Genomic DNA, 25,337 nt, shown 5'->3' with positions numbered 1-25,337 from the left:
TCTTTGCCCTAAAATATGGGTATGGCTGCCAACCACTCCACGTTTCTCGATACCAGATTGTCCACCCCACCCGGCGATGCACGCCACGATTTCTTGCGCTGCCGGGTGGAATCTATAGAGGTGCTTGCTGAAGAACTCGTGCGCGTGCATCTGCATTCTCCAGCATTCGCAGATCTGCGCCTGACTGGCCCAGACGAATTTTTCGGGCTGATCATGCCTACCTCCGATGCCAGTCTGGACGGTTTAGCGGATAGGCTTGCCACCGGTGACCGCACGAACCTGCGCGCAGTCATTGCTTCCTGCGATTCCGCATGGCGCCCGGAGCTACGCTGGTACACCTTCCGCTCACTGAACCGCGAAAACGCAACTGCTTGTTTTGATGTGGCCACACATGGCAAACGCCACCGGTCGGATAACACAAAGGACACCCCCGAGGCCTTACCGGCCCCGGGGGTGAACTGGGTACTGCGCGCACAAGCAGGTGATGAATGCGCGGTGTACACCTCGCGTGGGCTGTGGCACCACCCCAGCAGCCAACAGCTGCTCATCGCAGACCCTTCGGCGCTGCCTTCAGTGTGGGCCATTCTGGATTATTGTCAGAGTTTCCACCCAAACACGCTACGCACCATCCGTGTGATTGCACTCGCGGAAACCGATGCGGATATTGAGGTTCCCGCGCTCCACCAGTGGGAAGAGACGCTGGCCGGGCTGGACGTCGTCAAGGGACCTTATACGCGACACCAGGAACTTTTAACTATGCAAATTGAAAAACTGGCCCACCAGCACCCAGAGTTTCATCCGGAGTATCTGTGGGCCAGTGGGGAAATGGGAATGGCCAAAACCGCACGCAAGCTGGGAATGGAGATCTTCGGTTTGGATTCCGCAGCGATCCAGTGGTGCGTGTATTGGATCGCGGGTAAAGCACGGCCGTAGTCTGCCACCAGCTCAGCGCTAGCCGCACCCCTCTTGGCGCCAGCTCATTGCCGCAACTAGCGCACGGGCAGGCGTCCTGACAACGCGCGGGATAGCGTGAGCTCGTCGACGAATTCTAAATCGCCACCCAGGGGCATACCGGAGGCCAGCCGTGAAATTTTCAAATCAGGAAAATCTCGCAACAAGCGCACCAGGTAGGACGCTGTTGCCTCGCCTTCGGTGTTCGGATCCATCGCGAGAATCACCTCGGTGATCTCTGGGGCGTCGTCGTAAAGCGGTTTTTCCGGTGTGGAATCTGCCAGCTCACGGTCCTGCACCACGCCACCGATGCGCTGCAACAACTGACTAATATTCAGGTCTTTCGGACCAATATTCGCCAATGGATCCAACGCACCCCCGAGCACGTGATAACGGCCAGTGAATTCGCCAGTACGCTCGATGGATTGGATGTCTTTGGGTTCTTCTACCACGCAGATCATCGAGCGGTCGCGCCCGGAATCGTGGCAGATGCGGCACACGCTTTCACGGGAAATATTGCAGCAAATGCGGCAAAACGTTACCCCGTCGCGGACACCAGCAAGCGCCTGCTGGAGGCGGTCGATATCTTCCGGTTCTGTGTGCAAAACGTGGAAGGCGATCCGCTGGGCACTTTTCGGCCCAATCCCAGGCAGGCGCGAGAATTCGTCGATGAGGTCTTGTAAAGGACCTTCGAACACTTACATTCCACCCATGAGGTTGTTGATGTCGCCATCGCCCATGCCCTGTGACAGCGGGCCCATCTTTTCCTTGGCCAGCTCACCGGCCTGGCGGTGACCGTCCTGGAATGCGCCCAGGATCAGGTCCTGCAGCGTGTCGACGTCATCAGCATCAACAACCTGCGGGTCAATCTTGATATCGGTGACTTCAGCACCGCCAGTCATGGTGACCTCAACCAGGCCGTTAGCTGCTTTACCGGTGACCGAGGTGGCCAGGATTTCTTCCTGGGCGCGCTGCAGGTTGGCCTGCATTTCGGCGGCTTGGGCGATCAGCTGCTGCATGTCTTGTGGCTGCGTCATTGTCGATGCTCCTTGTTTTGTTGTTTTGGTGCGTTTTGTTTGTAGCTTTGGGTTTTGGCCCGATAGCTAGTCTTCTGTGCGAATCTGCACGCACAACGGCCCTAGTTTACAACGGACCGGCACAGACTACAGCGGACGCGCTCCCAGCTCGGTTTCTAGCAGCTTACGCGCGGCAGCATGAATTTCTTCTGGGCTGCGTTCGCCGGGGCTGGTGTTGGCATTGGTGTCCGTGTTTGTGTTGGTGCTGGTTCCTGTGTCGTCCCCGCCGTTTTGCGCATTGCTGTTTTGGGCATTGCTGTTTTCGGCCTTGTTTCTTTCGGCACTACTGGTTTCGGCGCTGCCCGGCGCGCTGTGTGCGTTCTGTGCGTTCTGTGTGTGGCTTGCCGACGATTGTGCTGGCTGCGTTTGCGGCGGCTCGTCCGGTGCAGACTCTTCCGCGGCCGGTTCAGGTGGCAGCGGGACACCGTCGCCAAAGGTGTCGCGGCTAGATTGTGCTGCGCGCTCACGTGCGCGGTTTTTTGCCTGGTTAGCTACCTCGCGCCAGTCCTGGTTCTTTGGGCTGGCGAGTGGTTTCTCATGTGGCTTCGAGGGCTTTGATTCTGACCGGACTGATTGCGCCCGCTGTGGCTCCGGTTGCTGCCGGTGGGATTGCCCAGAACCCTCGTTGCTCTCATGCACCGTAGTGTCCGTTGAGTCCACCCCGGCATTAACATCACGGCTGGTTTCTGGCCAGACGCTGTCACTTCTTGTGTGTTGAGCCTCCTGTTGTGGGCGCGTTGCTGCCTGTGATTGATCCTGCTGCGGCGGCTGGTTATTCTGCTGTGGCTGCGAATTCTGACGCGACTGGTTATTCTGCTGCGCGGGTTTCTGTGGTTGCGGCGTCATACGTGATTGCGCCGTAAGTTCAGGTGGAACTTTCGTGCCGACGATGCACTTGACCTGTAATTTCTGGTCAACGACGGCGCTTACCGCTTCGACAATCACGGCATTGTTGCGCTCAGAATTAATGCGCTCAGCCAAAGCGCCGGTGTTATGCCCCAGCACGACAGTCTCGCCGTCGATCCCCAGAACTTTTGCCTCAGTGAGCATAACTTCCGCGACGCGATTCTTCTGCCCTACCTTTGAGCGAATATTCGTCCACTGGCTGCGGATGATCTCGAGCGCATCACCTGGCTGTTCATTAGGCTGCTGTTCACTAGGCTGCTCGGCACGCTGCTGTTCAGGATCGTTTGGCTCCTCAGCATGGTCTGACTGCGCAGACTCGTCGGTGCGCTGCGCGCGGACAGCATCGTTAGCCGACGCTGAGTCCGCGGAATCGGCAGCGCTTACTGCATCGGAGGTTCTTACTGCTTCCGACGTTTTTACTGTTTCCGACGTGCTTGCCGCCTCGGGCTTGGCTTCTGCATCGGCAACAGCACCAACCACATTTTCTTGCTCGGCTGTAGGCGTTTCTGCGTTGTGCTCACTAGTAGATGCTGCGTTGTGCTGCTCAGCAACCTGTTCACCAGGCTGTGCCTTAGGCGCCGGACCGTGCGACGGCATCGATTTTGTCTGCGGTTTCGCCGACCCCATCGCCGCCACAGCAGCCAACGCGGCCGCCGCACCACGCGGACCGCCCTGCCTGCTGTGCTGACCACTCTCCTGGGCTGCAGCACCCTGGCCCGCCCGACCAGACTGGCCCGATTGGCCGGCAGCGGCCCCCGCGCCAACACCGCTGCCTGGCCCAGCACCAGCTGCGTTACCCGCCGCCGCAACGTATGGCCGCGCCAACAAGTGCGCACACAAAATCTCCAGCAATAACTGTGGCGACGTGGCGCCACGCATTTGCGGCAAGCGCTCATTAACCACATCCGCGTAATGCGTCAGCGCCTCCGGGCTAAACCATCCGGCTTGCTCCTTCAGAACCGCCACGCGATCCTGCGGGGCGGAAACTAGCCCCTCGGTAAAAGCTTCAGGCACAGCCTGGATAATCAACAGATCCCGCAGGCGATCCAGCAAGTCTTCCACAAAACGGCGGGGCTCGTGCCCAGCATTGATGACGTCGTTGACGATGCGGAATAATTCGCCTTTTTCGTCGTCGGCAAGCGCGGCAATCACACGGTCAATCAGCGCCAGGTCGGTCACGCCCAGCAGCGGCGCCGCCTGTTGGTAAGTCAACTGCCCGTCTTTCGCACCGGCCAACAACTGGTCCAGTAACGAGAGAGTATCGCGTGGCGAACCGCCACCAGCCTGCATCACCAAGGGGTAGACCGCATCTTCTACCTGCACGTTTTCTTCTTCCACCACGTGCTGCAGCAGTGCTTTCATATCCGGTGGGGTGAGCAGACGGAACGGGTAGTTATGGGTACGCGAGCGGATCGTGCCAATGACTTTTTCCGGCTCGGTGGTCGCGAAAATAAAAATTAGGTGCTCAGGCGGTTCTTCGACGATCTTCAGCAGAGCGTTGAAACCCTGCTGCGAGATCATGTGCGCCTCGTCAATGATGAAAATGCGGTAGCGCGATTCCGCCGGCGCGTAGTGGCCGCGGTCGCGCAGCTCACGCATGTCTTCTACACCGTTGTGGGAAGCCGCGTCGAGCTCCGTGACATCCAGGTTGCCGGGACCACCGGGGGCGAGCGCGCGGCAACTATCGCACTTCCCGCATGGCATCGAGGTCGGGCCTTCGACGCAGTTCAGCGAGCGCGCGAGAATGCGCGCTGAGGAGGTCTTGCCGCACCCACGCGGGCCCGAAAAAAGGTAAGCGTGGTTGATGCGGTGGGCATCGAGCGCCACTGACAAAGGCTCAGTGACCTGCGATTGTCCGATGACCTCAGCAAAGCTTGCGGGGCGATATTTCCGGTAAAGAGCCACGCCACTACTTTACCGATATCCCCACAAGACCCAACAGCCACCGGTGCGAGTCATTACTGGCTACCATTTCCAGCCCCACTACCGACCCCAGTTACCCGGATCAATACCTTCGGTCGACAACTTGTCTTGCAGCTTGCCGACGCCATGCTCCACCGCAAATTCATATTCCGCATCGGTGAGCATGATCAGCTGGCAGATCAACGTGAGCCGGTCGTCTTCTTCCAGGCGTGGCGTTTTCCCAGACCACAAATACGGCACGGCTAGCAACCCGTGACGCACGGTGAGATGATCTTGTTCCAGCTCAGCGAATTTCTGGCCAATATCCGGCAGCAGCACGCCCGGCTGTGCTGGCAAAACACCGTTTGCCGAACGTAACAGTTCTGCAGCTGCCAAAACGGCTGTCGCAATGGCGGGCTGTTCGGCCTGCGCCACGGCAAGTAGCTCGCAGCGCACGGATTGACCGGATTCATCGCTAGTTAGCCCGGTATCAACGTCGCCAAAGTTAGCGGTTGCCGCTAACGCTTGTTGCTCGTCGATCTGTGCGCTGGCAATACGCCACTGATCGAGTCTGCGAAATTCCAGCTTTGCCGGGATGAGTTGGCTGAGCCAATAGCCGGTTTCTTCGAATTGCAGGGCCTTAAGCCTCCTTCTTCTCAATCGCAGCCAGCAGCACGCAGGTGGCCACACCATCCATGGCGACAGCGACCTCATCGGCAGTAGGCATCGATGGTGCCAGGCGGATATTCCGGTTGTGCGGATCTTCGCCGTACGGGAAGGAAGCACCGGCCTTGGTTAATTCAATTCCGGCTTCTTTCGCCAGCTCCCACACGCGTGTCGCGGTGCCATCGATGACGTTAAGGTCAATGAAATAACCGCCTTCTGGGTGCGACCAACTAGCAACGTCATATCCACCGAGCTTCTTTTCCAACAGATCCAACACCGCGTCGAACTTCGGTGCCAATGATCCGGAGTGCTTGCGCATCAGCGCTTTCAGGCCTTCTTCGTCTCCGAAGAAACGCGCGTGCGCCAGCTGGTTGACCTTGTTTGGGCCGATGCCGCGGGCGCTCGCGATGGAGGAATACCACGCGATATTTTCTTCCGAGGAGGTGAAAAAGCCGACACCTGAGCCAGCGTGCGTGACCTTGGAAGTCGATGACATTTCCCAAAAGCGGTTCGGGTTACCGGCGGCTGCCGCCATCTCATGCACGTTGTAATTTTCCGGGAATTCGTTGGTCAACGTGTGCAGCGCATACGCGTTATCCCACACAATGCGGAAATCTGGCGCGGCAGTGTCCATAGCAGCCAGTTTTTCGCAGACTTCCTTAGAGAAGCTCACTCCGGTTGGGTTGGAGAACACCGGCACGGCCCACATGCCCTTCACTTTCGGGTCTTGGGCCAGCTTTGCGATGGCATCCATATCCGGGCCGTCGTCAAGCATAGGAACGGAAACCATCTCGATGCCGAGTTTTTCGGTGATGGTGAAGTGGCGATCGTAACCCGGCACCGGGCAGATCCAGCGGATCTTTTCTTCTTGGCTCCACGGGCGTACAGAATCGTTGTTGCCGAAGGTATACGACCACAACAGCAGGTCAAAGGTAATGTTCAACGAAGAAGAATCAGCCGCGATGGTGTTGTCCACCGAGCGTCCCAGGGCATTCGCCCAGATTTCGCGCAGCTGCTTGATTCCCAGCAATCCGCCGTAGTTGCGCACGTCTACCCCATCAGCGTCGATCGGATCATCGCCAGGCAAGGTAAGCAGGTCATGAGAAAAATCGAGCTGTTCGTTCGACGGTTTACCGCGCGTCAGGTTCAGGTTCAGGTTTTTCGCCTGCAAGTCCTGGTAATCCTGGCGCACCTGCTGGGCTAGTTCGTTAAATTGTGCAGTATCTAAGTCGAGCAATGACATTGGGGTACTCGCCTACCTTCCGTTACATCTGTGCTGCTTGCCATGGTAGCGAGTTTGTGTGAGATCTGTGTTGCCTACCCAAAAACAAAGCTTCCGGCCGAACGCGATGCTTTCCGCCGACGGTCGGGTACGCAGCACACCCAATTTGCCGTTATTTGTGCTCCAGCAGCGACAACAGGTGCTGGCGCAGTTCATTTTTGCGCTTGCCGACGGCTGGATCCGCAGCACCGGTACGCGGGCGGGCAAGGCCGACCCGTAAATCTTCCACAATGGTTGCCTCCGGCCCCGGCGACATAACCAAGATGCGGTCGGACAGCAAGATCGCTTCGTCAACATCGTGGGTCACCATTACCACCGTGCGTCGGTTTTCTTCCCAAACGCTGAGCAACAAGGTCTGTAATTGCCTCCGGGTCAGCGCATCCAGCGCACCAAAAGGTTCATCCAGCAGCAAAATATCCGAACCAATGGCAAACGCACGCGCCAAACCCACCCGTTGCTGCATCCCACCGGAAAGCCGCGCGGGACGACGGTCAGCCGCATGTCCCAAACTGACTTCATCCAAGAAATCCTGTGTGATTGTCTTACGCTGTGCTTTCGACAAGTCCGGCCGTGCAGAGCGCAGTCCGAATTCGATATTGCCGCGTGCTGTCATCCATGGCAGCAGGGCGTGATTTTGAAAAACCACTCCTCGGTCTGGCCCCGGGCCGGTGATCACCTCGTCGCGGGCACGGACCTCGCCTGTCGACGGCGTCGCCAAGCCAGCAATCATGTTCAGCATGGTGGATTTGCCTGAGCCGGAAGGCCCGAGCAAAGAGATAAACTCGCCTTCCTTAATAGTTACGGAAGTCTCGCCGATGATCGTCGTCGGCCCGTAGCTTTTTGTAATATTTTTAAATTCGATATGCGGGGTGCCCGTACCACTGGTGCTAGGCGCATCGACGGTATTTGGCACAGTATCGGTTGAGGTATTAGTCATAACGCACCACTTTCTGCAATGAAGCAACCAGGTAATCCAGGGCCAAGCCGATGGCACCGATGAGAACGATGACCACGACGATGGCATCAATATCCAGGCGGTTCCACATGTTCCACACGAAAAAGCCGACGCCTTGCCCGCCGACGAGCATCTCCGCAGCCACAATCACCAGCCACGCGGTAGACAGCGATTGGCGCATGCCCGTGATGATTCCGGGCAGCGCGGCAGGCCCGATGATGTAAAGCAGCCGGTCCACACGGCTGGTGCCCAATGTGGCGCCGAGGTTCTTATACGATGGGTGCACACCACGTACAGCCTCGATTGTGTTGAGCAGGGTGGGCCACAAAGCGGAGAGAATGATGACGAAGACCGCGGTATTTTCCGCATCGCGCAGCAGCGCAAGCCCCAACGGCAGCCACGCCAGCGGGGATACCGGCCGCAGAATTTGCACAAAGGGGTCCGTCGCCCGGCGGAAGGTGGTGGACGATCCTAACCAAAAGCCCAGCGGAATGGCGATGAGCATCGCGATGATAAAACCGAGCAGCACACGGCGCAGCGATGCCACCATGTGCCAGAATATGCCGACAGAAGCTGGACCATCCCGGTAAAAAGGATCAGACAAGATTTCAGCACCGCGGCTGAAGGTGCGAGCAGGCGTCGGCGCGATATCCGACAGCCACCCCGCAGCCGCTATTAATTGCCATACAAGAAGGAAAGCGAGAAACAGGCCGACGCCGAGGGCAACGGGTTTCCACGGGCCGGACTTTTCCCTTGGCAGCGTTCGGCCAGTGGATGCTTGGCTGGTAGACGTTCGGCCAGCGGAAGTTCGAGCAGCAGGCGTGGAAGTTTGAGTAATAGGCGTGTGAGTTCGAGACATAGTGGGTCCTTAACGCTGGTATCCAGCCGTGGGCTTTAGCGGATCAAATATCCGGCCATTGATGTCAACCGGGTCCGTGCTGCGGTCTGCCTCAGGCGGCAAGACTGATTCTGCGGCTGCTAAGAGCACATCGTCGTCCATCGTCAAGGCCGTACCGCCGAGGTCCCAGCGCGCGATCTGCGCAGCCATCCAGGTGATCGCGGTAGCTGAAGTCTGTCCGCCGAAATTGATCATGTCCGGGTCCACCACATCAGTGCCATCCCAGGTGGTATAGGATCCGGCTAAAGCAGGCGAGATCAATTCCTCTTTCTGGTTCAGATATTTTTCTTCGGCCAGCATCGACGCTGATTCGTGTACGTGATGCGGGCTATCGACAAATTGGGCACCTTCCCGCAGAGCCGCGACCACACGATCACGCACCCCGCGGTCAATTTCTTTGGCTATAGCAACCGAGCAGCAGGGGTGGTTCTCCCACATCTGCCGGGTGGGAATAAACGCGCGGCCTGATCCCGTGGTCAAAGCTCGTTGGTTAAACGGTTCGGGGCCAATAAAACCGTCGACGGCGCCGACCGCCAATTGCGCCACCATGTCCGGTGGCCGCAAGAGACGCAATTCCACATCTGAAACTGGGTCGAGACCACCGGCTACCAAGTAATCGCGCAAAAGTAATGCATGCACCGAATACTCAAAGGGAATTCCTAGCACCATCCCCGCAAGATCTGTCGGTTGCGAGACCGCGCCCAGGTGAGAGGTAGACAAGGTAAGCGCTTGGCCGTTGGTGTTTTGGGTAAAAGCCAATTCTGTGGGCCGGGATGCGTTCGTCGCACCAGCATCAATTGCCAGTGGCATTGGTGAGAGCATGTGTGCAACGTCGAGGGTTCCGGTTGCATATGCTGTCCAGAGATCAGCCCACCCGGCGTATTTCCGTAATTTTACGTGGAGTCCCTGTTTTTCAAATGCGCCGAGCGCGTCTGCGGCAACCAGTGGTGAGGAACACGCAATGGGTACAAAACCGATGACCAGTTCTTTCTGGGAAGCAGAGCTAGCAGAAGATGCGGGCCCGGAAGCACTTGTTTGCGGCTGTCCTGTTTGTGACTGTGTAGAACAGGCAGAAAGCATGCCGCCTCCCAGGGCTACCCCGCCCATGGCTACTGCTGTACGCAGCAACTGTCGCCGGGACAGAATGCGGTTATAGACCATGCGTTCTTCCTTAAGTAGACCAATCGGTTCAGTAAGGGTTTAAACGTAAGCCAGAACACATGGCAGAGTCAATTTCTAAATTCACAGCTATATAACCGGTATTGAGCACAAGTGCAGTTAACGTAACTTTTCAGTCCATTCAGTAACGCTGCATCAGCTACGGAAGATTAATAGACAAGATGGTCTATCCGAGTGTCAATTTGGCAAAGCCCCAAGGATCCATACCTAGCCCCAACATGGGAAGGGTTATGCGGGATATGCGACAAAAAGTGTGCACCGGGGGTGTTTGCGGCTTTGCGCGGTGCCGGAAGCTTTGTTGGTCCGTTGACTCTCACTTTGCCCCCCCCTTAACCGTCTTCCTTACCCCAGGGAAACCTCTTTTCGCCGTCCTTTCGGCGCTTTGTATTGGCAGATGGTGCACTTTTGCAAATAGGGACTAAAAAAGGCCATTTTCAGCGGCCCTATTTGCAAAAATGCACCATGGCTGAATTGAATGGCCAAGCCTCAGGACCGAGGAGTCCACACACTCGTTATTCACGAATGGTTGACAGCGAGCGCGGCTTGTATCGACAAGTCTTCTGCCGGGATATAGCCATCGACAACGCAGGGCACGTTGTCTTTGCCTCGTGGTCACATTTCATTGGCGTAATTGAAGAGATGCTCATCTACTCAAACGGAACAAAAACTAGGACACTTCAACCAGCCCGGCTCACATCCCACAACTAGAAAGAACCGAGATGTCCAAACACCTCTCCACTAAAAAACTAATCATCAACGCCGCAATCGTCGGCTCTCTCATCAGCAGTATGGGATCTGCCGCAGCCGTTCAATACGCAAACTGCCGCCGATGAGCGAACATAGGGTCATCGCCCAAAGAACCTACCGCGATGATGAAGGAGAATTCACCGTGGGGCTACGCGCCCCCTACCAAGATGGAAACGATTGGATCTGTGAAATCTTCACAGAAGGCCTGGACGCCGGAAACCTGTCAGTCGGCGGCATAGACGCACTACAATCCATCAGATTGGCGGTGGATATGCTCGACGCCCTGATCAAAACCCGCCCCTCAGCCGAAGCATACGGCATAACCGGCCGCTTCTAGCGGATTCAGCTAAATTCACTAAGACCTGCAACCCCTTGCCGGCTTTGTGCCCCTCTAACAGGGGGGATTCCTATATAGGTTGTCAACTCCGTGGGTGAGTTCGACGACGGCGGCGTTGTGTCCTTTGCCTTCTTTGCGTTTTCGTTCATAGAATTGCCGGGAACGCTCGTGGAATCTGATCGATGCAAAAGACGATTGCCATAGGGCGTTCTTTAATTTTTTGTTGCCAGCCTGGTTAGGCGAATTCGACATAATGGACGTTGTCGACTGATTCGTCCGCGGTGATAGGCCTGCATAGGACGCTAAGTGCGCTGCATCGGGGAAGTCGGACATATCGCCAACAGTCATGAGGATCTGCGCGGTGCTACGCGGGCCGATACCGGGCATGGATAAAAGAATCTCGGTCTGCGGAATGTCCTGAATAAGTTCAAGTACCTGCGCCTCGATTTCCTTACGATGGCCTAGTTTTGGCCAGTGCATCTGTGGCGGACATTGCTACGCCAAGTTCGGCGTATTCTGCGCCGGCAATGGACACGGTCTGCCCATCGATGGCAGCAAGCATGGCATCGATGACAGGCTCAGGATTGCGCTCTGTGACTGCGCGCAAAGGCTTTAAGGCGTGCTTTACCGACGCGTCGAATCTCGGTGGGACCACCGTATTTCGCAAGTAGGTGGAGGATCCACTTTCGGTGAATCATCTGTCCGCGCAGGACATGTTCGAATGCAGGATAGGTTCTCACGAGCGCAGATCGCATCTGGTTAATCAGGCGTGTGTAGGCCCGGGCAAGGTCTTCGTCGATACCGTTGAGAACTTTCAGCTGGCAGAAGACTTCCTCAACGCGGTCGAGGTTGCGCAGGGTATCCGGAAGGTGAAGACCGGCATGGGCGAGGACGCAGGCGTGGTGGAAGTATTTGCCGACGTCCATGCCAATGACGAAGTCATAAGCCATGGGTGTGTGCCTGCTAGCGATGAATTAGAAGTTGGATTATTTAAGCTTCATCGCTGGGGTTGGTCGGACATACTTGGCACTGGCATCCACATTACTGTGAGACCTCATACCACCTGGGCTGGGTCAGGTTCCTATTAGCAGTTTGAATATGTCACTGTCTTCGACGACATCACCCCCTGGATCATTGTCAGACAGGGACAGGAATAAGCCATACCGAAGCCAGCGACTAGTTCCACTGTCCTTTCGGACGGTGTGAACGAACATAAATATAGCTCGCCTAATCGGGTGGACAGGCTATGAACCTTCGGGGCCCTGATGTGGAACTGCTAACAACGTAATGGGATAGCCCGTTAGGGGATGAGGGGTAGTGCCGGCGGTGGTTAGGGCATTAAAAAACGTCGCATTGACTCTGAAAAAATGCGGAAATGTTGCGTTGGCTACAAACCACAATAAAAGATGCATCTGAGATAGATCTTTTATTGATTGACGCTTAGGGTGGAATTATGCACTTGACCACGTTCGCAGATCTGGGCTTGCGGACCCTCATGGTTTTAGGGGATCTGCAGCCAGGACAGAGAGTGACGATCTCTGATCTCGCGACGCGCATCAACGGATCAACCAACCACGTGGCAAAGGTAAACGCCCGCTTGGTTGAACTGGGATGGGTAGCTGCCGTGCGGGGCAGAAACGGTGGAGTGTATCTGGCGGATGACACCCGCCAAGCAAGCGTGGGAAAAATCCTGCGCCAATTGGAAGGCCCCGGCGAAGTCGTGGATTGCGAAGGGGGCCAAAACTGCCCTCTGGCCTCGCGCGACTGTGCTCTCCGGAGCCGCCTTGCTGCCGCCCGTGAAGCCTTCTTTGCGGAGCTGGATGGAGACACAATTGGCGACTTGATCGCGAATACCGCGCCCGCGCCATTCGGAGAAAACCCAACACGACAGGCTCTGGGCTTACCGCGCACTCAGCAGAGCTCTGGCGTGACGGCATAAGGAGTTCGAAGCAAACACCATGTATATCTCAACTCAGCCACAGACGACCGACATCGCCCTGACCCCCGAAAACGAAGAGATCGTCAAGGCGACCCTGCCCATCGTCGGCGGTGCAATCGAAGACATCGCTCCCGTCTTTTACCGCACCATGTTCGGCAAGCATCCAGAACTGATTTCGGACCTGTTTAATCGCGGCAACCAGCGCTCCGGCGAGCAGCAGAAAGCCTTGGCCGCCTCGATTGCTACCTTCGCCTCCATGCTGGTCACCCCGGATGCCCCGGACCCGCGCGACATGCTCTCTCGCATCGGCCACAAGCACGTCTCTCTCGGTATCACCGAGGCCCAGTACCAGATCGTGCACGACAACCTGTTCGCCGCGATTGTTGAAGTGCTGGGTGAGGACGTAGTCACCCCCGAGGTCGCCGCTGCCTGGGATGAGGTCTACTGGCTAATGGCCAAGGCCCTCATCGACTTCGAACGCAACCTCTACCGCTCCGCCGACGTGGCCGACGGCGACGTCTTCCGTACCGTGACCCTGCAGGAGAAAAAGCAGCTTTCCGACAATGTCGTGGAGTTCACCTTCAGTGGTGTGGACTTCAGTGATGCGCTACCTGGCCAGTATGTTTCCGTCGGTGTACAGCTCCCAGATGGTGCTCGCCAGCTGCGCCAATACTCGATCGTCGGCACCACTGCGGAAAGCTTCACCATCGCCGTGCAGCGCGATGGTGAGGTCAGCTCCTTCCTCATGGATGAGGTGGAAATCGACGGGAAGGTGCAAGCCACACTTCCGGCTGGCGACCTGGTGCTGCAGGAAGACGACGCGCCCGCGGTGCTCGTCTCTCAGGGAATCGGTTCGACCCCAATGACCGGCATGCTGGCCGCACTGGTTGCCCGCTCTGCCTCCAGCGCGGTACCCGCCGTCACCGTTATTCATGCGGACGCCACCCCAGACTCCTACGCTCAACGCGACATCACGGACTCCCACGTTGTCGGCCTGGCCGATAAGGGCGAAGCCCGCCATATCGCCCGCTACCGCGACAATGGAGAATCGGTCGATCTGAAGGCACTGGCCGAAGAGGGGCTGATCCCGCAGGGCGCCCGCTGGTACCTCTGTGGTGGCAGCAACTTCCTGCAGAACCAGCGCGACCAGCTGGCCGAAAACGCCGATGCGCTGGCACCGAAGGGAATCCACTTCGAGCTGTTTAGCCCTAATGACTGGTTGATTTAAGGTGCGCAAGACTTATGACCCGTGACTGACGCATCGAAAGCCCCAGCTTTCGACGTTCCAGAACAGCTTCGCATCCGGCGCGACAAGCGTCAGCGGATTCTCGAATCCGGGAGGATGCCTACCCAGTAGAAGTGCCGCGGACCCACTCCCTGTCCGAGGTTCGCGCACGTTGGGCTGTGCGGAAAGATGACGGCGAAGCGGAAGCTACGTCGGCGGAGAATGAGGGCATCACTTACCTCGCCACAGGCGAAGAAACCCAAGATGTCGACCTCGGTGACTTCATCGGGGTGACCGGTCGCGTTATTGCCTCCCTCCGGGGCGAGCTATCCGTGATGGCCAGCGAGTGGGTCATAGCCGCGAAGTCCCTGCGCCCGCTACCCGTGGCCTTCGCTGAAATGAACGAAGAAACGCGCGTGCGATAGCGCTACAACGATCTGGATATCGACCTGTACCTGCGCATTACTCCAGAGCTATTCCTCAAGCGCGCTGTGGTCGGCGGCATAGATCGCGTCTTCGAGATCAACCGCAACTTCCGCAACGAGGGCGTAGATAAGTCACACTCCCCGGAGTTTGCAATGCTCGAGACTTATGCTGCCTGGGTCGACTACGACGACTGTGCCCGCACCACCCGCGAGTCCACCCAGTACATCGTGGAGCAGCTAAACAAAGGCACCGACCTGGAGGGCACTGGCAAGGTTCGCCTGGCAGACGGCACCGAATACGACTTCGGTGGCGAGTGGAAAGAAATTGAAATGTATCCCTCGCTGAACGAGCCGCTGGCAGCAATCCTGCTATTCCGCCTCACCTTGTACCTGCTTCCAGCTATAGTGCAGGCGAGGAGAGGATTCGAATATGGACAATCGCCCCAATAGCCGCATTCACTTCGTCGTGCACGAGGCCTTGAGGCCCCCCCGGGGCTTATGCGCAATGGGCGCAAGCTCGTGGCCATGAGCTGTCCTACTCACGTGTATATGAAGGTGATGGGCTGCCAGCTCCGGATCATTTCGACTGGTTGATTGTGATGGGCTGGCCGCAATCACCAACCACCACGACGGCGGAATGTCCGCACTTCGTTTTGTCGTTTAACCCCCAACAGTGATCGTGAGCTCTTGCGTTAAGTTCTCACATAGTGCGTGACCGCCACGCCTCAGCAACCGAATCAAGGAAAGAATTTCTGTCGTCGCAGTAAATTTCGACTGCAGTCACATCGACCCGTCCTTTGTGCAGGTCTTCCGCCGAGACCGGTGGCTCCATCTCAAGTCTGACGTTAACTTCGCTCAGAACTGGGAGCCTAACTTCTCCGTCTTCATTGATAATGATGTCACCGCCCTGCCCGGGACCAGCCTTTTGCGCCCGTGCCAGGTTTTCCCATGGAATCTCACACACGAATCTGTGGCCACGTCGAATTTTTAAGCCCCGCGGTGTGAGAAGATGCGGATTGACCTTAATAGAAGTGTAAAACCCGATTAATAATAAGAGTGCGTAGATGCTCAGCACCAGCAGCAAAATGCGCCAAAATTGGCTTGGCACAGCCAGGTGTATGACAATGATTTCAACGATGACTAGAGCGACGATTAAGGTAACCACGGTTCGTAGGTTCTTGTACCCGGGGTGGGCGTCGGCACCGGCAGGGGAAGCGGGGCGTGTAAAAATTTTGGTGAGCGACCACAGCGAGCTGATCTCCGAAACCAGCAAAGCCAGTGCCAGTCTAGGAACCCCGAAACGTTCGGCAGTTTGAGAGAGTGAAACCGACCAAGATCCTTTCTTCCGCCGGTCCATAGCCATCCCAACAAACAACAGCATGAAAGCTACGGCGATGACGGAGATAGGGGCTAATACCCACCAGCCAGAGAGTGACGGCAACGTCGCCGAGAGGGTCACCACTGCGATTTCGGAAATGACTCCGAGAGCCAGCAGCGTTCTAAACACGGTTTTCATTTATTTTCTCTCGTTACTACTCGGGTGCACGACTTTGCCGGTTAACCCTTGTCGTTTAACCCGACTTTGTCGCATATCCCCATAACCCGCATAACCCAACCCTTACAAAGCAGGTAACAAAAACGGACCCCGCGCACCCGCCAGAGCCTCCGTACCCTTGCTGCATTCCTGCCCTGGGGGAGTTGAGAGGATGAACGCCACGCGAGATCCTGCAGACAAACCTACCACATCGCCACCGCTGTGGTCTAACCTGACGGCATCACGAGACCACGGAAACATGCACTGAACCAACGCTCTGCCACCAGATTTTTAGGCAACACTGCACGCAGGCGATATTCTTAGCCCATGGGTCGCCATCACCGCACTAGTTCGTCGCAGTCCGCACAATCGCTGCTTGCACAGCAAAAACAGTCCGCCAACCAAGCAGCGCCCGCCCCGCAAACAACGGAGACCACACGGCCGGGCCAACAATCGGCGCAACCCGAACATCAGCCATCCGGTCGCAGCCTCAGCGCCATCAAAACCTGGACGTGGCCTCAGCGCGTACTCGCAGCCGGGCTCATCCTCGCGGCTGCAGCGACGATCATTGGGTTTATCATCCAATGGCCACCAAATGAAGAGCCCCCGGTCAGTGAGCAATTCGAGCAAACCTCGTCACTTTCCGGTGAGCTTGTCGACGGCACCGTCGCCATCGTCCAGCCCGGCATGTGCGGTTCCCCGTCGAATGGCCAGGTCTTTGACACTTCCCCGCAAACCAACCCAGAGGCGCCAAACGATTGCACCCACGCGATTATCGATTTAACTTCCGGTGAACATGAAGGCCAACGCACGCTGCTGGAGATCCACCCAGAAATCCCGGGTAATCCGCAATTGGAAGAGGGCGACAGGATCGCTCTTTCCAAGCATGACGCCGGCATCTATGGTTTTCAAGATTTCCAACGCAGCACCACTATGTGGCTTTGGCTGGCAGCGGCGGTCATCCTGATCATCGCGGTTGGCGCCTGGCGCGGCCTACGCGCAGTATTCGGCCTGGTCATCACTCTGGCTGTGATCGCGGCGTTTCTTATTCCCGGGCTCATCCACGGTGGTTCCGCTATTCTGCTTGCACTCACCTGCGGCGCCGCGGTGCTGTTCTTGGTGCTGTTTTTGGTACATGGTTTCAGCTGGAAAACTGCTAGTGCCATGGGCGGGACGCTGTTGGCATTGTGCCTATCCGTGGGCTTGTCGACGCTTGCGGTGGCCACCGCCGGCATCCGTGGCCTGGGCGATGAAAATAATTTGAATATCCTGGTTTATCTGCCAGGAGTCAGCATTTCTGGATTGATGCTCGCGGGCATGATCATTGGCGCGCTCGGTGTTCTTAACGACGTCACCATCGCGCAAGCCTCCACCGTCAACGAAATGCGCGAACTGGAACCCGGCGCGAAGCCCTTACGCTTGTTCGCTGGTGCCATGCGCGTCGGCCGTGACCATATTGCGTCGATGGTATACACCCTGGTCTTAAGCTATACGGGTGTGGCCTTGCCGACGCTGTTGCTGCTAAGCATTTCTGGTCGTCCGCTGGGGCAAATTCTCAGCAGTGACATCATGGCTACGGAAATTCTGCGTTCGGTTACCGGAGCGATTGCCCTGGTCTTGGCGGTTCCACTCACCACAGCCATTGCTGCTTTGACTGTACGCGCCCCTGCCGCCGTTGATGCTGCCCCGCGGGAAGCATAAATTAGCAGCCGACATACAACACCTACATGCAACATACGACATACGACATACGACATACGACATACGACATACGACATACGACGCTGAACATACGACAAACCCGCATACGTCACGAATAAAGGAATGTACCGCGAATCATATATTCGTACCGCTGATGCTGACGGCACGGTTCAGCCATAGCCTGGATGCTATGACGCATCAGCGTTGTGGGGTTACTCGCAAATCGTAGACGTGAAGAATACCTAATACCAGTACCCGGCTAAGCTCAGCAGCATCTCGCTACGCTGACTGCACCCACCGCGTTGCATCATTACTTCAGCAGCATCAAACAGATGCTTGACCAGGCCAGCAAGCGTGTATTTCTGGCGTTGTCGACTTTTGGGTCAGCCGCACCACGCAGCAAAGCTATTTCCGTTGACTGCGTAGCGCGCGTTCCTCGTCTTCGACGCTTTGATTGAACTCCATCTTGGATGCTTGCCATTCATCTTCGGTCATGCGCAAGCGCCAGTACCCAGAAATGGAAGTGTCCTCTTTCGCGATATTGCCGTCCACGTACAAAAATTTTCGGACGTCTTTGATCATTTCGGCAACACCATGGACAAACCAGCTGGTTCGCTTCGCCGGGTAGCCGGCCTCGCGGATAGCAGAAACCAAAGCAGTTCCTGGCATGCGCCCATCCCGCAGCACCCAATGCAGGTTGGAACCAGCCGGTTCCGGCATGGGCATGGTGCACTCTGCGTCAGGGATCTCCAGGTACACATCAGCAGTGGTGTTGTCCGGCAGGTTTTCTAACGCGGCGGCAATCGCAGGTGCTGCGGCTTCATCACCAGCCAAGACAAAATGTTCGTAGCTGTCGCTTGGGTGCCACTTGCCACCAGGGCCCAGAAAACCGATGCGTTCACCGATCTTCGCGTTCTGCGCCCACACCCCGGCAACGCCGTGCTCGCCATGCACCACAAAATCGATCTCAAAATCTCCCGTGGCCGGATCAATCCGGCGGAAGGTATAAGTTCGGCGCACCGGCTGGTGCTCCCTCGGCTGGGTTTTCTTTATTTCTTCTACATCAAATGGCCAACTGTAGTCAGCCCCTGCTGGCGCAAAAAGCAGCTTGACATAGTGGTCAGTAAACGGAAATTCGCCTCCAGCCAAGCTCTGGCAAGAAAAACTGAGGCGCACCATCGTGCGAGATAACTGAGTACGCCCCGTGACGGCCGCTTCCCGTACTTGCCGTTTTTTCTTTGGCTTTTCCGGCTTCTCTGGCTTCGCGGTAGTGTTCTCTAGCTTCTCTTCAGCTGTCGTGTTCATCTCCGAGGAATTCATAAAGAATAGCCTACCTTTCTAAAACACAGCCGACATTGTCTAGGCCACTGCGACAATCCCCATCAGCCGCGCCCAGCATCTCGAGCAACCACACCTTCCAATAACTCGGCAAAGCGCTGACCGGTCTTTTCCCAGGAAAACTGTTCTGCGAACTTCCTCGCACCCGCACCGAGCTGTGCGCGCAAGGAGTCGTCGGCAAGAATTTTTTGCAACTGTACCGCCAGTTCCTCTGGAGTATCAGCGAGCAACCCAGTACGCCCGTGCCCGACGGAATCGCGCAAACCAAAGCTATAACCGACCGTCGGGACGGCATGCTTAGCTGCCTCGACAACGGCCAAACCCCAGCCTTCTTTCCGCGACGGCATCACGTGCACTTCGGCGCGCTCCAATAACGCGTGCTTATAGTCGTCGGTAACTTGCCCATGAAAAAACACTCGCTCGCCCACCCCGGAGGCTGCCGCATAAGCCCGCAATTTATCTTCCCACCAGCCGGAACCAATGACATCCAGCACGACGTCGTTTGCAAGCCCAGCCGCTCCGTCCAACCCGGCTAGCGCATCGATGGCATGCTCGATTTGTTTATGCGGAACCAGCCGCGACAGCGTGACAATGTGCACCCCACGACGCTCCAAGCGCGGTATGAGCGCGGGCACCTCATCCACACCGTTTTCAATGATCGCAGCATCCGGCACCCCGAGGGACTGTAAATCCTCCTTGGAGGCCTGCGAAACAGTCACATAGGGCGCGCCCCGGTACACCTTCGGCGCAATTTTCGATTCCAACAACCAACCAATCCGCGCCAGCACCGGCCCAGCAACCGGCCATTGTTCCTTGTGACAGTGGTGCGTGAGCAGCACTGTTGGGCGAAACACCAAGCGCGCAAAAAACGGAATTCCATTTTGCGTATCGACGACCACATCAAGGTTCGACAGCGTGCCCAGCCCGAGCTTGCCGACGAGCATGCCCAACAGTGCTTTCGGATACACCGTGAACTTCCCGCCGCTCCGTGAATAACGCACACCATCGCGCACCGAACGCCGCGGCATATCAGTGTGCGCGGCGGATCGGTAAATCACCTCATGCCCTGCTCGCGCGAGGTATTCCCCAACGCGCTCCAAATACAGTTCGGAGCCGCCACCTTGCGGGTGGGTGGAATCGCGCCAGCACAGCAATAAGATCTTCATATTCCGTACCAGCTTAGCGGGGTAGGGCTGCATCCACATCAGAAGGACTAGAACTATACACAGTCAGCACAAAACACTGGCCCGAAATATTCCCCGAGCTGCCAGACTACTTGTGAATGGGGCCATTCTTGATTAGTGGAACCGGATTACCGTACGTGCGAACCTTTTTTAATTCCATGACAAATGCAACCAAAAGATTGAGGAAGAAGAGAGCAAACGCAGAGTAAATATAGGTGACCATTGTTCCAAGTCCAATGAACGAATCAGGATATTCGCTAGCTTCAACAGCAGCCATAGGCACTGCAAGGCTTGCGGCGACAGCAATCGATGCGAGTACACAACCCCGAAAAGTATTGCGCAACTTCATACTGACAAAAATAGAGCAGGCAGCAACAGTTACTACACAACCTAATATTTGCCATAGAGGGTAGTCACCAGGTGGTTCAGGTACATGCTGCGCCCCATAACTAGGCGCCCATGTCAACCAAACAATCGGGGCAAATACACCGGCTGCCGCACCACACATCAGCAATAACCAAACCGGATAAGGACGCTGAGGCTGGTCTATCCTCCGCTGCATCTTAGGGTTCGACGCCGATTGCTCTTCACGCAGAACTTTCCTCCGCGAAAACAAATAACTGAGCCAAATGGCGCCTCCGATTATCGTCGAAGGAACAACGCTGAACAATAACACCAAGTTTAGAAAAATCGGGACATTAAAATTATCCACAATGGACCTATCCTTTGAAAAATTGCGATTCTCTTCGCTCCAACCCTTTTTCACATTATTTTAAATAGTTACCCAATCAAACCCTTTAACTCCGATTGTGTAACTATCCCGTATTCGAGCACAAGGGCCTGCCCGCAGCCACGTCAAAACACCGCGGACCACCCATCCTCTCATACTGGGCACAGATCGCACCACACACTCGGAACGGTTCTTCGCCGAAAAACCCTCAACATGGTTTATATCACTTTATCCAGTTGGAATGATTACCCTCATAATATAGTTTCCAGCCCAAAAAGCAAGAGTTTCAGCGAAGATCGATCAATAAAAACTGGGCTTCCCAACTACAACCTCCAACACGCTATATCCTGGGAACCTATGCGTCCCGAACTGCGCCATCCCCTGCACCACACACGCCGCCATGCCAGCTTAGCCCGGTCGATTCGCCTGCTGCGTTCTTTCGATTACGAGCAATCCCAGCCACGCAAATTTTATGAACCGCTGGCCCGTGATACCGCGCAACAACTGGCAGCAATCCACCAGGATGTGCACGGCACGGGGCTGGACAAGCTATCGGTGCTGGATGTCGGCGGTGGCCCCGGGTATTTTTCGGCGGCTTTCGCCGAGCACGGCGCGCACTATATTGGCTTGGAACCAGACGTTTCAGAAATGACTGCAGCCGGAATCACCTTGGATACCGCGGTTCGTGCTTCCGGCACAGCGCTGCCTTTTCGGGATAACAGCGTCGACATCGTCTATTCCTCCAACGTGGCCGAACACATCGCGCGCCCCTGGGAGATGGCCGAGGAAATGGTGCGGGTTGCACGCAACTTGGCGGTCATCAGTTACACGGTGTGGCTCGGGCCTTTCGGCGGGCACGAAACAGGGTTGTGGCCGCATTATATCGGTGGGGATTTCGCCCGGCGTCGTTACGAACGCAAGCACGGGCATCCGCCAAAAAATATCTGGGGGCATTCGCTTTTCGACGTCTCCGCCCACGAAGGCCTCGGCTGGGCAGCCGAATGCGGCTACCATACCTACTGCTTCCCGCGCTATCACCCCAGCTGGGCCTGGTGGATTACGAAGATACCCGGGTTGCGGGAGTTGGGCACTTCAAACCTGATGATTGTGGTGGATAAGACGCGGAGCTAACGCATTCAAAGTTTCATTCGGTTTGCCAGCAAATCGGCCCTGGAATTGGTTTCACTCCCGCCCGGGATGATCTTGCCTATTGCTGCTGCCACGACGACATTGACCAGGGCCGCAAGCAAGGCAAACCAGATGCTTTCGGCTACGAAGAAATACAAAAATACCAATAGGACTAGAGCAATGATATTTTCAATGGCCTGCTTATGAAATATCTCTAGACCAGATAAAAAATAAGCAGCACGTGCTACGGTGCGCACCAACCCATCAAGTGAAATTCCCACCAATAGTGCAATAATTCCCCATTGCAACATGGAGGCCAAGCTAGCGGTTGCGAGCCCACCTAGGATATGCACGGTTCCCAATGCGACTACAAATGGACTGGCCACAATAAGAATGAGGAAAACTATCCTCGCAATGAGGCTGGCGAAAATTTTCACATTATCCAAACTGCACCTTTCCTGATCCACGAAATCCAGCTTCTTGATTCGTGACCTTTTGCTTTTGCTCGAATAACCCTACAATCCGGGTATCGCCACGCTGTTTAGCCGAGAGTGTCTGTTCCAGATTTTCCCATCTACTCAAACGGAACAAAACCTGGGACACTTCAGACATAAGACCGGAAGGATCCCACCGTTTATGTTTACTTGACGTTTATAGGGTGTTAGCACCACGCAGGGCACCGGCACGCCGCAACAAAAGATAAGCACCGGCCCACAGCGCTGTAATTACCACCAGACCAAAAACTAAGCCTGCCCGATCGTCGGAAGATATACGCCACGAAAATAACACCGAAATAGCGCTCGCTACTGACACCCCCAGGACAATATGGGAATGCATTTCATTGCGTAAAATCTTCAAGCGCAACCAGAAAGATATCAGCATAGTTACCAAGATCATCAGAGCACTCAGCCAAATATGGTCGAAGAATCCTAAAGCAAACCCAGCAAGCGAGAAAATACTGGCACTAGCTATTCCCTTCATCAAGCTAGACATAAGCATTGCTTACCTCCTCGTTTCAGACTTTCCATTACCGAATGTCCAGCTCCAACGTGAGGGCCAGACATCAGGACGGAAAGATCCTTCCGTTAGTGTTCTTCATCGCCCCGTTTTCGCATGCAAAAAGCGCAAACGGAATGATCTTTCCGTTTGCGCTCAAACACCAGGCCCCAGGCAGGAAGTCCTATCTCAGCGCTTTCCTGCCCTAAACCTGAACCGGCAACAGAGCAGAATGCCAGATTTACTTCGTTGCAGAAGCTTCCTCGATGCGGGACTTCAAAGCCTCGAACTGCTCCAGAACCTCATCTGGGACCCGTGAGCCCAAGAAGTTGAGGTACTCAGCGTTGTCGTCGACATCGCTAGCCCACTCTGCAGGATCCACAGCAAGGACTTCTTTGACCTCGTCCAAGCTGATTTCCAGACCGGTCAGGTCCAAATCCTCAGCACGCGCGGTATTACCCACGATGGTCTTTTCTGCGCCGACCTTGCCATCAACACGCTCGGTGATCCACTTCAATACGCGGGAGTTTTCACCGAAGCCAGGCCAGATGATCTTGCCGTCGTCGTTCTTGCGGAACCAGTTAACCAGGAAGATCGACGGCATCAGGTCGCCGCCCTTCTTGCCCATGTCAATCCAGTGCTGCAGGTATTCACCAGCGTTGTAGCCCATGAACGGCAGCATCGCCATTGGGTCGTGGCGCAGCGCACCGACGGTTCCCTCGGCAGCGGCAGTCTGGCCGGAAGCCAGCAGCGAACCGATCATGGTGCCGTGTTCCCAATCGAAAGCCTCGGTAACCAGCGGGATGGTGTCGGCACGACGTCCACCGAACAGGATGGCGTCGATCTTCACACCGCGCCAGTCGTCGTATTCCGGGGCAGCGACAGGGCACTGGGAAATTGGCACGCAGTAACGGGAGTTCGGGTGCGCAGCCTTCTCCGCAGAATCCGGGGTCCAGTCATTACCCTTCCAGTCAATCAGGTGCTCTGGGGCTTCCCCATCCATGCCTTCCCACCAGACGTCGCCGTCGTCGGTCAGCGCAACGTTAGTGAACAAGGTATTGCCTGGTTCGATAGTGCGCATCGCAATAGGGTTGGATGCATAGTTGGTGCCCGGCGCGACGCCGAAGAAGCCGTTTTCTGGGTTCACGGCATACAGGCCGTCTTCGCGCAGGTGCATCCACGCAATATCGTCACCGACTACCTCTGCGGACCAGCCATCCAGCGTTGGGGTGATCATGGCCAGGTTGGTCTTGCCACAAGCGGATGGGAATGCCGCAGCAACGTTGTAGTTTTTGCCTTCTGGGCTGGTCAGCTTCAGGATGAGCATGTGCTCAGCCATCCAGCCTTCTTCTTTCGCCATGACCGAGGCGATGCGCAGCGCGTAGCACTTCTTCGCCAAAATGGCGTTACCACCGTAGCCGGAGCCATAGGACCAGATTTCTTTGCTCTTCGGGAACTGGGTGATGTACTTCGTTTCATTGCATGGCCAGGCAACATCTTCCTCGCCTGGTTCCAGCGGGGCACCCACGGAGTGTAAACAGCGCACGAAGGAGCCTTCGTCGCCAAGCTTATCCAGGACTTCCGTGCCCATGCGGGTCATGGTGCGCATGGACATGACGACGTACGCCGAGTCCGTCAGCTGGATGCCCAGTTTTGGGTCTGGATCATTGATCGGACCCATGCAAAAAGGTACGACGTACATGCGGCGGCCTTTCATGGCGCCGGTGTAGACGTCGACCATTTCCTCTTTCATGGCCTGCGGCGGGGCCCAGTTATTGGTTGGGCCGGCACCTTCCTGGTCTTCTGTACAGATGAAAGTGCGCGATTCCACACGAGCGACGTCCGATGGGTTCGAGCGTGCTAGGTAGCTGTTTGGACGCTTTTCCTCATTGAGCTTGATGAGGGTTCCTGCGTCGACAAGTTCGGCTGCAAGCCGATCCCATTCTTGTTGCGAACCATCGACGAACACAACGTCTTCTGGTTGAAACATAGCAACGGCGTCGTTGATCCAGTTGATCAATTCTTTGTTCTGCGTTGGCGCTTCACCAACAAGTCCCGTGATTGGGGCGCTCATTTAGACTCCTGATCGGTCACTACAGCAGGTTGGACATGCCCCAGGGTAGCGACTACCAGGGGTGAAAGGTAATAACCACGTATAAGCGTGTATGCACGCACTGCCACTACCCCTGCTTATCCACATTTTGATTCTGCAAAATGTGCACTTGCCACCCTCATACA

Annotated in this window: 21 protein-coding genes, 1 other RNA gene and 2 pseudogenes; 7 read left to right on the top strand and 17 right to left on the bottom strand. The window is 56.2% G+C overall.

All coding sequences use genetic code 11. The features are described 5' to 3' along the window. Positions 1-21: 21 nt before the first annotated feature. Positions 22-933: a siderophore-interacting protein gene (locus O146_RS0101055; protein ID WP_162163364.1), complete on the top strand. Its 912-nt coding sequence runs from the start codon at positions 22-24 to the stop codon at positions 931-933. Between the two features lie 56 nt (positions 934-989). Here O146_RS0101055 and recR read toward each other — a convergent pair whose 3' ends face one another. The 8 genes from recR to O146_RS0101015 all read right to left on the bottom strand — a co-directional run bounded on the left by recR (position 990) and on the right by O146_RS0101015 (position 9,797). Beyond that, positions 990-1,649, bottom strand: coding sequence for a recombination mediator RecR (recR, locus tag O146_RS0101050; RefSeq protein WP_021353520.1), 660 nt, complete (start codon positions 1,647-1,649; stop codon positions 990-992). Further along, positions 1,650-1,988: a YbaB/EbfC family nucleoid-associated protein gene (locus tag O146_RS0101045; RefSeq protein ID WP_021353519.1), complete on the bottom strand. Its 339-nt coding sequence runs from the start codon at positions 1,986-1,988 to the stop codon at positions 1,650-1,652. A gap of 126 nt (positions 1,989-2,114) precedes the next feature. After that, positions 2,115-4,838 carry a DNA polymerase III subunit gamma and tau gene (locus tag O146_RS0101040; protein WP_027017442.1) on the bottom strand — a complete coding sequence of 908 codons (2,724 nt, stop codon included), beginning with the start codon at positions 4,836-4,838 and terminating at the stop codon, positions 2,115-2,117. A 78-nt stretch (positions 4,839-4,916) separates the two neighbouring features. After that, positions 4,917-5,495: a suppressor of fused domain protein gene (locus O146_RS0101035; RefSeq protein WP_027017441.1), complete on the bottom strand. Its 579-nt coding sequence runs from the start codon at positions 5,493-5,495 to the stop codon at positions 4,917-4,919. After that, the gene (locus O146_RS0101030; RefSeq protein WP_027017440.1) at positions 5,476-6,744 is read right to left on the bottom strand and encodes an aspartate aminotransferase type Ic; all 1,269 of its coding nucleotides are present in this window, start codon (positions 6,742-6,744) and stop codon (positions 5,476-5,478) included. Before O146_RS0101030 ends, O146_RS0101035 begins: the two co-directional genes overlap by 20 nt. Positions 6,745-6,895: 151 nt before the next feature. Then, positions 6,896-7,720, bottom strand: coding sequence for an ABC transporter ATP-binding protein (locus O146_RS0101025; protein WP_244266780.1), 825 nt, complete (start codon positions 7,718-7,720; stop codon positions 6,896-6,898). Beyond that, positions 7,713-8,597 (bottom strand): ABC transporter permease, encoded by an 885-nt coding sequence (locus O146_RS0101020; protein WP_155896211.1) that lies wholly within the window; start codon positions 8,595-8,597, stop codon positions 7,713-7,715. Before O146_RS0101020 ends, O146_RS0101025 begins: the two co-directional genes overlap by 8 nt. Positions 8,598-8,606: 9 nt before the next feature. Next, the gene (locus tag O146_RS0101015; protein WP_027017437.1) at positions 8,607-9,797 is read right to left on the bottom strand and encodes an ABC transporter substrate-binding protein; all 1,191 of its coding nucleotides are present in this window, start codon (positions 9,795-9,797) and stop codon (positions 8,607-8,609) included. Between the two features lie 847 nt (positions 9,798-10,644). Between O146_RS0101015 and O146_RS0101010 the strand changes: the two genes are divergently transcribed. Then, complete coding sequence (locus O146_RS0101010; RefSeq protein ID WP_023018809.1) at positions 10,645-10,899, top strand: DUF6968 family protein; 255 nt, start codon at positions 10,645-10,647, stop codon at positions 10,897-10,899. 96 nt (positions 10,900-10,995) lie between these two features. On the opposite strand, the pseudogene O146_RS12315 reads toward O146_RS0101010, so the two are convergent. Next, positions 10,996-11,849, bottom strand: a pseudogene (locus O146_RS12315) (transposase); the annotation flags it as partial. A 503-nt stretch (positions 11,850-12,352) separates the two neighbouring features. Here O146_RS12315 and O146_RS10615 point away from each other — a divergent pair. The 3 genes and pseudogenes from O146_RS10615 to O146_RS12310 form a co-directional block, all read left to right on the top strand. Then, on the top strand, positions 12,353-12,838 hold the full coding sequence (locus O146_RS10615) for an RrF2 family transcriptional regulator (protein WP_023018828.1): 486 nt from the start codon (positions 12,353-12,355) through the stop codon (positions 12,836-12,838). A 19-nt stretch (positions 12,839-12,857) separates the two neighbouring features. Then, complete coding sequence (locus tag O146_RS0100985; RefSeq protein WP_027017434.1) at positions 12,858-14,066, top strand: globin domain-containing protein; 1,209 nt, start codon at positions 12,858-12,860, stop codon at positions 14,064-14,066. A 21-nt stretch (positions 14,067-14,087) separates the two neighbouring features. Next, positions 14,088-14,845, top strand: a pseudogene (locus tag O146_RS12310) (amino acid--tRNA ligase-related protein); the annotation flags it as partial. 343 nt (positions 14,846-15,188) lie between these two features. Here O146_RS12310 and O146_RS0100970 read toward each other — a convergent pair. Together O146_RS0100970 and ffs are read right to left on the bottom strand one after the other, a co-directional pair. Further along, positions 15,189-16,004, bottom strand: coding sequence for a hypothetical protein (locus O146_RS0100970; protein WP_027017433.1), 816 nt, complete (start codon positions 16,002-16,004; stop codon positions 15,189-15,191). A gap of 118 nt (positions 16,005-16,122) precedes the next feature. Further along, positions 16,123-16,217: signal recognition particle sRNA small type (gene ffs / locus O146_RS12305), an RNA gene on the bottom strand. Between the two features lie 132 nt (positions 16,218-16,349). On the opposite strand from ffs, the gene O146_RS10605 reads away from it, so the two are divergent. Then, a complete protein-coding gene (locus tag O146_RS10605) occupies positions 16,350-17,723 on the top strand; it encodes a YibE/F family protein (protein WP_021353500.1) in 1,374 nt (457 codons plus the stop codon). 405 nt (positions 17,724-18,128) lie between these two features. Here the strand turns inward: O146_RS10605 and O146_RS0100960 are convergent, their stop codons facing one another. The 3 genes from O146_RS0100960 to O146_RS0100950 all read right to left on the bottom strand — a co-directional run bounded on the left by O146_RS0100960 (position 18,129) and on the right by O146_RS0100950 (position 20,957). Then, on the bottom strand, positions 18,129-19,043 hold the full coding sequence (locus tag O146_RS0100960; protein ID WP_027017432.1) for a siderophore-interacting protein: 915 nt from the start codon (positions 19,041-19,043) through the stop codon (positions 18,129-18,131). Positions 19,044-19,105: 62 nt separating this feature from the next. Next, on the bottom strand, positions 19,106-20,227 hold the full coding sequence (locus O146_RS0100955) for a glycosyltransferase family 4 protein (RefSeq protein ID WP_027017431.1): 1,122 nt from the start codon (positions 20,225-20,227) through the stop codon (positions 19,106-19,108). A gap of 106 nt (positions 20,228-20,333) precedes the next feature. Further along, entirely contained in the window at positions 20,334-20,957 is a 624-nt protein-coding gene (locus O146_RS0100950) for a hypothetical protein (RefSeq protein ID WP_155896210.1), read from the bottom strand. A 375-nt stretch (positions 20,958-21,332) separates the two neighbouring features. On the opposite strand from O146_RS0100950, the gene O146_RS0100945 reads away from it, so the two are divergent. Continuing rightward, on the top strand, positions 21,333-22,106 hold the full coding sequence (locus O146_RS0100945) for a class I SAM-dependent methyltransferase (RefSeq protein WP_018121536.1): 774 nt from the start codon (positions 21,333-21,335) through the stop codon (positions 22,104-22,106). 5 nt (positions 22,107-22,111) lie between these two features. Here the strand turns inward: O146_RS0100945 and O146_RS10600 are convergent, their stop codons facing one another. From O146_RS10600 to O146_RS0100920, 3 genes are all read right to left on the bottom strand, one after another. Further along, complete coding sequence (locus tag O146_RS10600; RefSeq protein ID WP_026168082.1) at positions 22,112-22,540, bottom strand: hypothetical protein; 429 nt, start codon at positions 22,538-22,540, stop codon at positions 22,112-22,114. A gap of 214 nt (positions 22,541-22,754) precedes the next feature. Beyond that, complete coding sequence (locus O146_RS0100930) at positions 22,755-23,102, bottom strand: hypothetical protein (protein ID WP_018121539.1); 348 nt, start codon at positions 23,100-23,102, stop codon at positions 22,755-22,757. A 238-nt stretch (positions 23,103-23,340) separates the two neighbouring features. Next, entirely contained in the window at positions 23,341-25,173 is a 1,833-nt protein-coding gene (locus O146_RS0100920) for a phosphoenolpyruvate carboxykinase (GTP) (RefSeq protein ID WP_018121541.1), read from the bottom strand. Positions 25,174-25,337 lie beyond the last annotated feature (164 nt).

The organism is Corynebacterium pseudodiphtheriticum DSM 44287, assembly GCF_000688415.1.
Classification (GTDB): Bacteria; Actinomycetota; Actinomycetes; order Mycobacteriales; family Mycobacteriaceae; genus Corynebacterium; species Corynebacterium pseudodiphtheriticum.
This window is presented reverse-complemented; position numbering and strand designations above follow the sequence as displayed.